16 protein-coding genes are annotated in these 9,764 nt (G+C 71.4%); all 16 read right to left on the reverse strand.

The window, feature by feature from the left end:
• Positions 1 to 72: 72 nt before the first annotated feature.
• Complete coding sequence (locus tag ABD345_RS31125) at positions 73 to 672, reverse strand: hypothetical protein (RefSeq protein ID WP_344557016.1); 600 nt, start codon at positions 670 to 672, stop codon at positions 73 to 75.
• Positions 669 to 1,316: a hypothetical protein gene (locus ABD345_RS31130; RefSeq protein ID WP_344557018.1), complete on the reverse strand. Its 648-nt coding sequence runs from the start codon at positions 1,314 to 1,316 to the stop codon at positions 669 to 671. Before ABD345_RS31130 ends, ABD345_RS31125 begins: the two co-directional genes overlap by 4 nt.
• A 28-nt stretch (positions 1,317 to 1,344) precedes the next feature.
• A complete protein-coding gene (locus ABD345_RS31135; protein WP_344557020.1) occupies positions 1,345 to 1,698 on the reverse strand; it encodes a hypothetical protein in 354 nt (117 codons plus the stop codon).
• A 70-nt stretch (positions 1,699 to 1,768) separates the two neighbouring features.
• Positions 1,769 to 2,104, reverse strand: a complete 336-nt coding sequence (locus ABD345_RS31140) for a hypothetical protein (RefSeq protein WP_344557022.1) — start codon at positions 2,102 to 2,104, stop codon at positions 1,769 to 1,771.
• Between the two features lie 139 nt (positions 2,105 to 2,243).
• Positions 2,244 to 2,594, reverse strand: a complete 351-nt coding sequence (locus tag ABD345_RS31145; RefSeq protein ID WP_344557024.1) for a hypothetical protein — start codon at positions 2,592 to 2,594, stop codon at positions 2,244 to 2,246.
• An 81-nt stretch (positions 2,595 to 2,675) separates the two neighbouring features.
• Entirely contained in the window at positions 2,676 to 2,957 is a 282-nt protein-coding gene (locus ABD345_RS31150) for a hypothetical protein (protein WP_344557026.1), read from the reverse strand.
• A gap of 126 nt (positions 2,958 to 3,083) precedes the next feature.
• On the reverse strand, positions 3,084 to 4,208 hold the full coding sequence (locus tag ABD345_RS31155) for a PP2C family serine/threonine-protein phosphatase (RefSeq protein ID WP_344557028.1): 1,125 nt from the start codon (positions 4,206 to 4,208) through the stop codon (positions 3,084 to 3,086).
• Between the two features lie 197 nt (positions 4,209 to 4,405).
• On the reverse strand, positions 4,406 to 4,888 hold the full coding sequence (locus ABD345_RS31160) for a hypothetical protein (protein ID WP_344557030.1): 483 nt from the start codon (positions 4,886 to 4,888) through the stop codon (positions 4,406 to 4,408).
• On the reverse strand, positions 4,885 to 5,448 hold the full coding sequence (locus tag ABD345_RS31165) for a hypothetical protein (RefSeq protein WP_344557032.1): 564 nt from the start codon (positions 5,446 to 5,448) through the stop codon (positions 4,885 to 4,887). The genes ABD345_RS31160 and ABD345_RS31165 overlap by 4 nt, the downstream gene beginning before the upstream one ends.
• Before the next feature lie 63 nt (positions 5,449 to 5,511).
• On the reverse strand, positions 5,512 to 5,805 hold the full coding sequence (locus ABD345_RS31170; protein ID WP_344557034.1) for a hypothetical protein: 294 nt from the start codon (positions 5,803 to 5,805) through the stop codon (positions 5,512 to 5,514).
• A gap of 247 nt (positions 5,806 to 6,052) precedes the next feature.
• A complete protein-coding gene (locus tag ABD345_RS31175; protein WP_344557036.1) occupies positions 6,053 to 6,409 on the reverse strand; it encodes a hypothetical protein in 357 nt (118 codons plus the stop codon).
• Positions 6,410 to 6,439: 30 nt separating this feature from the next.
• Positions 6,440 to 6,841 carry a hypothetical protein gene (locus tag ABD345_RS31180; protein WP_344557037.1) on the reverse strand — a complete coding sequence of 134 codons (402 nt, stop codon included), beginning with the start codon at positions 6,839 to 6,841 and terminating at the stop codon, positions 6,440 to 6,442.
• Between the two features lie 383 nt (positions 6,842 to 7,224).
• Positions 7,225 to 7,572 carry a hypothetical protein gene (locus ABD345_RS31185; RefSeq protein WP_344557038.1) on the reverse strand — a complete coding sequence of 116 codons (348 nt, stop codon included), beginning with the start codon at positions 7,570 to 7,572 and terminating at the stop codon, positions 7,225 to 7,227.
• Positions 7,573 to 7,691: 119 nt separating this feature from the next.
• A complete protein-coding gene (locus tag ABD345_RS31190) occupies positions 7,692 to 8,144 on the reverse strand; it encodes a hypothetical protein (protein WP_344557040.1) in 453 nt (150 codons plus the stop codon).
• 123 nt (positions 8,145 to 8,267) lie between these two features.
• On the reverse strand, positions 8,268 to 8,738 hold the full coding sequence (locus ABD345_RS31195; protein WP_344557042.1) for a hypothetical protein: 471 nt from the start codon (positions 8,736 to 8,738) through the stop codon (positions 8,268 to 8,270).
• Positions 8,735 to 9,691, reverse strand: a complete 957-nt coding sequence (locus tag ABD345_RS31200) for a DNA cytosine methyltransferase (RefSeq protein WP_344557044.1) — start codon at positions 9,689 to 9,691, stop codon at positions 8,735 to 8,737. Before ABD345_RS31200 ends, ABD345_RS31195 begins: the two co-directional genes overlap by 4 nt.
• Between the last annotated feature and the right edge of the window lie 73 nt (positions 9,692 to 9,764).

The raw sequence follows: 9,764 nt of genomic DNA on the forward strand, positions 1-9,764 counted from the left end.
CCGCTTCTTGGGTGTGAAAAGGCCCGGCGGTCGCGTGGGGCGACCGCCGGGCCGCTGGGTGGATGGCCGGGGTCAGTTGCTGGCGGGCCGGGGGTTCTCCTCCAGGCGCCGGGCCTCGGTCTCGATGAGGTGCCGGGCGACGGCAACGGCAAGGGCGTACTGCTTGCCGATCGGGCCGTCGGGGGTGAGGCGGGCGGCGATGGCGAGGGCCGCGGGTTCGGCCTGGTCGTAGTCGAGCCGGTTCAGGTGTTCGGCTGCGGCGGTGATGTCGTCTTCGAGGCCGGGCATGGCGTCGGCCAGGCCGGGCGGGCCGTGGAAGACGCCGCCGCGGGACCGCCGGGCCGGAGGCTGCGGCCGTGCCGGCCGGGGCAGGTTGCTCGCCTGCGGTGCGCCGCGCAAGAGCCGGTCGAAGGCGTGGAGCAGGTAGGCGGCGGCGCGGCGGTAGTCGCCTCCCAACTGGAGGGCGGTGTAGCCGTACACCTCGGCGACGGCGGCGGGGTGGAGGTCGGCGCGGTACTGCTCGGGGGTCAGGTCGCGCTGGCGGGCGGGTCGGTGGTGGTAGCCGCTGTCGATCGCGGCGTCCAGGACGGCCGAGATCGCGGGCTCAAGTTCCGCCTTCACCCGCAGGCGGGCACGGACGGCCTGCACGGCTTCGTCGAGTGCGGCGTTCATCGGCCCGCCGCCAAGCGCACGGCATGCTCGACGAGCCGGTTGTGGATGAGGTCCACGCCGCCCTCGTGGAGGTCGTCGAGGACGCGCAGCGCACGTGCGTAGGCGGACGGCAGGGAGTGGGCCCGCAGAACGAACACCGCGACGTGGCCTGCGTCGCGCAGGGACGTCTCGTCCACGGCGGTGAGGCGACCGGCCCGGACTTGGGAGATCTCGCCGTGCTCGTCGAGGGCGATCGTCCACTGCTGGACGTCTTCGGGGAGGGGTTGGATCGCACCGCAGTCCTCGCAGCCCCGGTGGGGGCGGTGGTACTTGCGGGCGAGGCCGGTGATGTGTTCGGTGACGGCCGGGGGTGCGCCGTCGAGGTCGGTGGCGTTGAGCATCCAGGCGTGGGTGCGGACCTGGTCGGCGGTGCCGGAGTCGACGACGTGGAGGTGCAGGCGCAGCTCGGCCGGGTCGAAGGGCGCCTGCTCGTTGTAGGTGAGGCGGCCGTTGAGGTAGGCGCGGACGTTGGTGGTGCCGGTGAGGGCGCTGCGGTTGATGATCAGGTCGGCGCGGGAGGGTTCGTCGCGGAGGGCCGCGGCGAGCGTGAGGATTCGGGTCGCGTCGGTGAGCGCCTGGGTGGCGGTCGGGACGGGCGTGGTCATGGGTGTTGGCTCCGGGCGGGTGCGGTGTTCAGCGGTTGGCCAGGTAGGGGTGCTTGGCGTAGGCGCGCCGGATGACGTGGGCGGCGGTGAGGAGGTCGCCGATGCGGGCCGTGTCCGTGTGGAGGGCGAGGTGGAACAGCGAGGCGTAGTAGGCGTTCACGATGACGTCGCGGTACTGGCCGAGGGTGAGCTCTGTGGCCTGGCCGAACCAGGCGGTGGTGATGGCGTCCTCGATGAAGCGCGAGGCGGTGCGCACGCACTCCTCGCACGCCTTGTGGCGGGCGATCTGGGTGGCGACGCCGGGGAGGTGGTGGACGGGGACGCGCCCCATCTCGGTGGCGAGGCTCTGGGAGGTGTTGGCGGTGAGGTCGGTCAGGGACATGGCGGGTGGCCTCTCTTGGCTCGGGTGGGGCCCGGCCGCCGGGCGGCGGCCGGGCTGGGGTGGTGGTGGGTCAGCGGGTGAGCTGGGTGTCGGCGGCCAGGATGCGGACGATGTCGCTGGCGAGTTCGGGAACGCGGTCCATGTCGCCCCCGAGTGCGAGGGCCTGCCGGTACAGGTCCGGGTAGTCGCGGTGCTGGACGAGTTCCTGGAACTGGCGGAGCGTGGTGCCCGCGCTGTAGTCGGGGGCGGTTCCCCAGACGTGGGTGATGGCGTGTTCGATCAGCGCGGGGGCCAGCGCGATGGCGCCGCAGGAGAGGGCGGGGGCCTCCAGGAGCGCCCCGAAGGTGGCGCTCTTGTGATGGCGGGGGCCGGGGACCTCGATCGCGGTGAGGCCGTAGTCGGTCATTGCTGTGCTCCGTTCGGGTTGGGCGTGGCGGGCGTCCTGCCGGACTGGCAGAACACCCGATGTCTTTATTTGATACTCGTTCTGGATGTGGGTTACCCGGAGGCGCACCCCTCGGGGCGCGCCCTTGCGGGGAGGCAGGTCAGCGGGTGAGCTGCGGGTCGCTCAGCAGCGCCGGGGCGATGTCCGAGGCCAGGTCGCCGATCCGGTCGAAGTCGGCACCCAGCCGGAGGGCCCGCCGGTACAGGTCGGCGTAGTAGCGATCTCGGACGAGCTGGTGGAACTGGGTGAACGTCAGGGAGAGGAAGGCGTCGGGGCGGGTGGCCCAGGCGACGGAGATGGCGTGCTCGACCATTCCGAATGCGCCCGCGATGACCTCCGCCGGGAAGAAGGCGGTCATGTTGTTGATGCTCTCCATGACGGCGGGCAGGTGGTGCGCCGGGCCTCTGACCTCGGCGCCGGTGGGGAGGATGCTCTCGTGGGAGCCAGTCATTGGGGATCTCCTTGCTGGACGGGCAGTCGGTTGGGATTGTCGGGCCGGGCGGCCCGACCGGGGGCCGGGCCGCTGGCGTGTTCAGGCAGTGAGGTAGTCGAGGACGGCAAGAGAGAAGCCGCCCGGGAGGGCGCCGGGGCCGGCGTCGTGGCAGGTGGCGTAGTTCTCGGCGATGTCGAGGGCGTCGAGGACGGCGGCCTCGCGGTCGGGGCGGCCAAGGAGCCGGGCGACCGAGTCCAGGGCCATCGCGGCGGCGGAGAGGGTGAGGCGGTGGAGCTCCTGTTCGGCCCGGGCGGCGCGGGAGCGGGCGATGGTCGCGTAGTGGCGGACCTCGGAGATGGCTGCCTCGGTGAGCGCGTTCATGGCGATTCCTCCCTCTCGGCGGGGGCCCCTCCCCCTCTCTCATGTCTTTATTTTATACTCATTTAGGTTGGGGTTCCACTCTGCCGGAAAGTTCTCAAGGGGTGGACGCTGCCCCGATCCTGCGGGTCAGCGGTCCGGGAACGCGATGACGAGGGAGGTGGCGTTGTCCGCCGGACCGTCGCCGCCGGAGCGGTGCCGCTCGACCGCCCGGCTGACCACCCACCCGGCCGCGCTCTTCGCCCAGTAGCGGTCCAGATAGTTCCGGTCGAAGTAGTCCGCGGTCTGCGCCAGGTTGGGCCCCGCCCCGTCCCCGAGGGGGAAGTACGCGCCGTCGGTGCACAGCAGCAGGCGGTCGAGTTCCCCGTGTTGCGTGCGGGTGCCGATCTCGCCCCAGCTGAGGTCGGCCGTCAGCCGGTGGTGGTCGTCCGGGTCGACGGGCTCGCCGGCCGCCCGGCGCTGCTGGGCGAGGTTGTGGTCCGCCGTCAGCAGGCGCCCCTGCCGGCCGACCTTGATCTCGTAGGCCCGCGAGTCGCCCGCCCAGGCGATGTTGATCCTTCTCCACAGGGCGTGCCACGTCACCACGACGGCCGTCGAGGAGACGTCCTCGCCCACCCCCCGCCGCTGCTGCCACGGCTCCACTTCCTTCCGGATCGCCTCGATCGCCTTCTCCGGTCGCTGGAGGGTCGCGGCGGCCCTGGCGAGCCGCGGGGTGAAGTGCCGGACGAAGTCGGCCGTGTCCTGGCTGTCGCCGATCCCGTCGCAGACCGCGAACGCCCAGACCCCGGTGGTCTGGTCACGGTGCACGGCGAAGGCGTCGCACTGGCGCTTGCGGTCTCCCTGCATCTGCGCCGCGCTGACCACCAGCCCGTCGGGCTCCAGCCACCGGGTGGGCGTCTGGGCGAGGGCCGCGAGGTGCTCGATCTCGGAGAAGTCGAGCAGCCGGTGCGTGCCGTCGAGGAGCTTGCGCCCGGTGACGAGGACGGTGCCGCGCAGGACCGACGTCGGGCCGCCGCCGGCGAGTCCGGTCCACAGCTGCCCGGCGTAGTGGTTGACCTCCTGGACGTACGGCGGGTTTCCGTGGTGGACGACGTACCGGCCGAGGCGGTGGGAGCTGTAGTCGGCTCCGAGGTTGGTGGTGAGCTGGCGGGCGTCGAGCCGGATGCGGGCCTGGTCGTCGGCGGGATCCCAGCGGGTGATCGTGTCGTCGGCGCCGTCCGGGTCGATGACGTACGCGAAGGTTTCTTCCTTCATGGGGTTCAACTCTCCTGTTGTGTAGGGGTGTTCACAGGCCCGAGAGGGCCCATTGGTGAGCGAGGACACAGTCTTCGCAGCACAGCTGTCCGTCGATCAGGTCGACCGGGCCCCCGGCTTCGACGGTGATGGGGCATTGGGCGCAGTGAATGGGGCGTAGAGCGGTGAGCATGGTTCGGGTTCCTCGGTTGGGCGGTCTATCCGGTGCGCCCCCGGGCGCTGGGGCGCCATTTCGGGCGGGCCTTCCGGGTGTGGTCGTAGGTCTGCTGCCAGGGGTGCACGAGGGTCATCACGGCCTGGGCGTCGGCGAACAGGGACATCCAGACCAGGCCCTCGACCACCGTGCGGGCGAGGTCCTGGCGGGCCTGCCCCGGGGGGACGGTGAAGCCGTCGGCGGTCGGCCCCGGGTTCTCCCGCCAAGCGATCCAGTCGGCCGCCGAGCAGTGCACCTGCCACAGCGAGCGGATCTTGACCGCCCCGAAGAGGTCCTGGTCCTCCTCCCAGCCGGGGATCATCTTCAGGTGGGCCGGGCAGCCGTCCTCCCCGATGTGGGGGATGCAGTCGCGGGCGTCGGACAGGTACCAGCAGGCGTCGCGGGCCGCGTCGGCCGGGTCGGTGCCCGCTTCCTCCCCCCACCGTTCGGCGTCGAGGTCGACTCTCAGGTCGATGCGGATGATCACCCGCCGGCCGGGGCCCCGAGCATCGGCCGCAGGACCTGAAGGAGGCGTTCGAGCGCGCCGAGCTGGCGGTCGGTGAGTCCGGTCGACCGGCCGTCGTCACCCTCGGGCCCCGCGAAGAGGACCGGGCCGCGCAGCAGCTCGGGCCGGACCTCGCCGCCAAGGGTGTCCAGGATGATCTGCGCATAGTCGTTGACGGCCAGGTCCGCGCTGTCCGCCCGGACGGCGAGGCCGAAGACCGCGCCGTGGGGGCAGTGGACGGCGTGCGCGTTGAAGACGGCCTGCCCTCCGAGGTGGGTGGCAGCGGCGGCGCGCAGCAGGTCCGTGTCCGTCGGGAGGGTGAGCCACCGGCTCTCGCCGGTGTCGGTGACGAGCATGGCGTTCGGCGTGAGGTCGGCGATCTCGTGCGGCCAGTAGGAGCCGGGTTCGGCTCGCGGGTCCGAGTCAAGGCGTACGGCGTACGGGCCGTGCGGGTCGGTGGAGGTGCGGACGACGGTTCCGTGCTGGCCCGCGAGGGTTCCCGCGGTGATGCGGACCCGGCGGGCGGGTGCGGCGGTGGACATGCTTCTCCTTCGGCGAGGGGTGGGGCGGGGGCCGGGTGCGGCCCCCGCCGCGGGTGGGCTCGGTCAGCTGACCGGCTGGAACCAGATGTCGGTGGCCTGGAAGAAGGCGTTGTAGGCGGTCCGGGGGGCATTCTCGACCGGCACGATCGCCATCAGCGCGTCCAGCGGCTTGCGGTCCTGGTCGAGCAGGGAGACGTCCAGTCGGACGGAGCCCGGCTCCGCCGGCGTGAACGCGATCTTGACCAGGCGCGGGTCCTCCGGCGTGACGTCCACGAAGACGGAGTTGAGGACGGCCGTCGCGTGGATGCCGGGGTTGTGGATCTGGGTGGCGACGTCCTTGGCGAGCTGCACGTACATGGTGATTCCTTTCTTGGGGGCCTCTCCCCCACCTCATGTCTTTATTTTATACTCAATAAGTGCCGGTGTCCAACTCGGCGAACCCCAACTCGACTGATTTCAGGACGAGTTCACGGACAGCCATGTCGGCGGAATTCGCTCCTCGCCCGCGAGGGCGCGTCCAGCCGGCAGCCCCCCGCGATCGGGGGCAGGTGAGGGCTGCGCCGCGCGCAGCCCCCGCCAGGCCCGGGAGACTGGACCCCTGGCGTCACCACCAGTCCGTCGCGGGCGCGCTCGCCGCCTCCCGCCCGGCGGCAAAGGCCGCCGAGACGACCTCCAGACCCCCGATCCGTTCCGCGGTCTCCGCCGACCAGTGGAGGACCTCCGCCGTCCCGCCGGGGTTCGCGTACTGGGCGAGGTACGCCTCGTAGGCGGCGTCGGGGCTGGGGTGGCCGGTGGACAGGAACCAGAATTCGCCGTAGCCGTACTCGACGTCCCATTCGTGGTCGAAGTCGTCGGGGTCTGCATCCTCGATCTCCCACAGGCCCGTGTAGGCATAGAAGCCGATGTTCCAACTTCCGCTACTGGATTGCCAGATGACGTGTTCGCGGTTGACGCTCACCATTCTCCCCTTCCCTCTCCTTGTGTCTTTATTTTATACTCGTACATACTGGGGGTCCACTACTTCCGTCGCAATCTCCGCCGGTGGACGGCGAGTTGCCGACAGGATCCTGCTGCGGGCCTCTACGGGCCAGGCCACGGCGGTCAGCGCGCGGCGGTGACGCTCCGGGAGCGCCGCCGCCGGGTGGCCGAGCCAGTCGCGGCCCATGTGGGCGAGCACCGCGGCATCGGCCTTGTCGTAGCGGCCGCTGCCCTCGCACTCCAGGCCGAACAGCTGCGCGACGGCGTCGCGGACCATGCCCTTCGCCACCTTGCTTCGTGCCGCCTTGGGGTAGTCGGCGGCGGGGTACGCGGTGCCGCAGGCGTAGACCTTGAGCTGGGATGGGGTGACGACGGCGTAGGGGATCGAGCGGCGCCACAGCGACTGGGTGACCATCCACCACAGTCCGGCCAGTTCGTGGTGTCCTGCCTGGGCGCCGTGGCCGTAGGCCGGGCCCTCGACGACGGCCAGGTCGGCGCGGCGGACCCGGTCGGTGATCTCGTTGACGATCCAGGCCAGGCGGGGGTGGCCGCGCAGGGTGCCCTTGGGGCGGAGGGCGTCCGCCCAGTCGACGCCGGCGATGCCGGTGCTGGTCAGGGACAGGTCCAGGCCGATGACCAGGGGGGATGGGGCCCTTGGCCGAAGGAGTGTCGGTGCCGGTGCTGCTCATACCGTTCTCTCTGATGGTGGCGGCGCGGCCGGCCCCATCCGGGCCGCGGTGAACTGGGCGATGCCGGCGGTGCAGGCGGCCGCGTGGCGGCCCGCCTGCACCGGCCCGGTCATCGGCTGTTGAGGAGGTCCAGGAACTCGCCGAGGTGGGCGAGGCTGCTGATCTGGTCGCTGTGGCCGCCCTCGGCGCAGGGGCGGTGGAGGTTGAAGGTGGTGGTGTCGCCGTCCTCGCTGAGGGCCCACCGCAGGTACCAGCCGGGGGTGTCGGGCAGGGTGGTCCGCGCCGCGAGCTGTTCGCCGGTCTCGGGCTCGGCCGCCTTCCAGGTGAGGAGTTCGGCCGGGTCTTCGCCGAGGGTCTTCCGGGCGTGGGCGGCGGCGTGGCGTTCCGCGTCGGCGTCCGCCTCGAACTGGTGGTTCTGGCCGTCGGCCCACTGGTCGGCGAGGGCCTCCGCGGCCATGTCTCGGAGTGTCGGCTCGTAGGGGGGCATGCGCTGTTCCTTGCTACTGGTCGGGAGGTGGGGGGGCTGGGTGCTGGCGGCTGCGCGGCGGGGCTCGGGCGCGAGGGCACACCGCCCGGTCAGGCCGCGAAGTCAAGGGCCAGCTGCACGGAGGCGGTCGCTATGGTCGCGGGGAGGCCGGGTTCGGGGTCGTCCTCCGGGGCGAAGGCGCTGCACGGGTCGCACGACTGCTCGCCGACGACGTAGTGCCGCCGCCAGCCGGCGGGTGTTCCGCAGATGGTCCGTTCCTTGCCGGGCATCGGCAGGTCGCGGTCGTCCAGGAACGGGGCGGTGGCGATGACTTCGCCGTCGAGCCACAGCCGCCCGCCGCACACTCCGTCGAACCGGCTTTGGTGGGGCCGGGTTTGGCGGATGCACGTCGCGCGGAACGGGCACGGAACGCAGCGCGCGAGGACCGGCAGGCAGATCTCCTCCAGCTTGGCGCGGGTCTTCCAGCCGTCGGCAGGGCTGAAGTCGCTGTCGCCGAAGCAGTCGGGCAGGCAGCGGTCGGTGTCGGGCAGTGCGCTGAACATTGGTTGGTCTTCCCGGTAGGGGCGGGCCCCGGCTTCGGCCGAGGCCCGGGCGGGCGGAAGGGGGCTGCGGAGCCCCCGGTGGAGGCGAGAGGCGCGGCGGCCGTGTCAGGGCCGGGCGGCGGGTCAGTCGATGCTGAGGCGGCAGGCGTCTTCGTAGCCGTCCCAGTTGTCGACGCCTGCGGCCTCAAGGGCGCGCAGCACCCTGGAGTTGTCTTCCAGCTCGTCGACTCGGCCCTGGAGCCTGTGCACCTCCTCGGCCAGTTCCAGAAGTGCCGCGGCAATCTGCCGGTCGACGGTGGAGCTGGCCGCGAGGGCACGAATCTCGCTGAGGCGGTCGGGGGTCATGGCGGACTCCTTGGGCAAATGGAGCGGGTGGCTGGCGGAGCGGCTGACGTACGGGCTCAACGTGGGTGAACTGGCCTGCTGGGGTGAGGAGTTCGTCCAGCGCGAGACGAACGGCACCATCAAGTTGCCGAGTTGGGGCGGGGGCTCCTCGCCGCTGTCGCGGCACGCCGTCGGTCGGAGGCTGTATCCGGGCGGGAATCCGAGTGCGGCGGCCAGGCCCTCTCCCGTCGGGCGGGTCAGGGCGGTCACAGGACCTCCAGGAGCTTGCGGCCGATCCACTGGGCGACGTTGACGCTCACGGCGTTGCCTGCCTGCATCGTTCGCTCTGCTCCGTTGCCGAGGACGATGTACGTGTCGGGGAACCTCTGCCCGGCCAGCTGTTCTTCGGGCTTGAGCATCCGGAACCAGCAGTCGGCGACGCTCTCCTCGGTAACGACGACCGCGGCGGAGTCCTTGGTCGACAGGGTGTGGAACGGCAGTCCGGCGTGCTTGGTGGCGCTCTTGCGGTACGGGACGACCAGGGTGTTGCGGTCGCGGGGGTCGACGTGGCCGCCGGGCAGGACTAGGCCGTGGTGGTTGCCCTGCGCGGTGACGGTGGACAGCGGGCTGTGGACGCTGCTGCCGGTGGCGTTGTTGCGGAACTCGACCACGAAGGACGGCGAGGTGAGGAGGGCTTCCGACTCGCGGGTGGTGCGGGTGCGCAGGGGCTGGCCGACCGGGTACGGGTCGGTGTTCCAGCTGCCGCCGGTGGGGACGAGCATCGCTTCGCCCTGCTTGGTGGAGCGGGTGGGCAGGGGGCGGTCAATGAGGGCGAAGGCGCGGTCGCCGCCGTCCCGGCCGTGGGTGAGGCTGATCGCGGACGGGACGTGGGGGAACTTCACCAGCCCGGCGCGGATGCGGTCCATGGTGGTGTCGGCGAGGGGCTTGCGGCGGGAGCCGATGCGCTGGCCGAGGTCGGTCCAGTCGATCGCGGCCGAGGCGGGGCGCACCCACGGCTCGACGATCGCGTGGTGGCAGCGGCTGTTGGGGCAGCGGTAGTCGTACTGCTTGGAGTACTTGCCGACGGTGATCTTGGGGTCGCGCCACGTCTGGACGGCGTTGACGTTCTCGCCGCAGACGAAGCAGTAGGCGGCGGGCGACGGCGTCAGGTCGGGCTTGCGCATGCCGCGGCGGGTGAAGACGAAGTTATCTGGACAGATCACCTGATTCAGCGACTGTGCTGGCCGCACGAGGTGCGTATGGTTCCGGCCGTGCGAGTAATGAAGGTGCCCGATG

The sequence above is a fragment of the Kitasatospora saccharophila genome (assembly GCF_039529925.1).
Taxonomy (GTDB): domain Bacteria; phylum Actinomycetota; class Actinomycetes; order Streptomycetales; family Streptomycetaceae; genus Kitasatospora; species Kitasatospora saccharophila.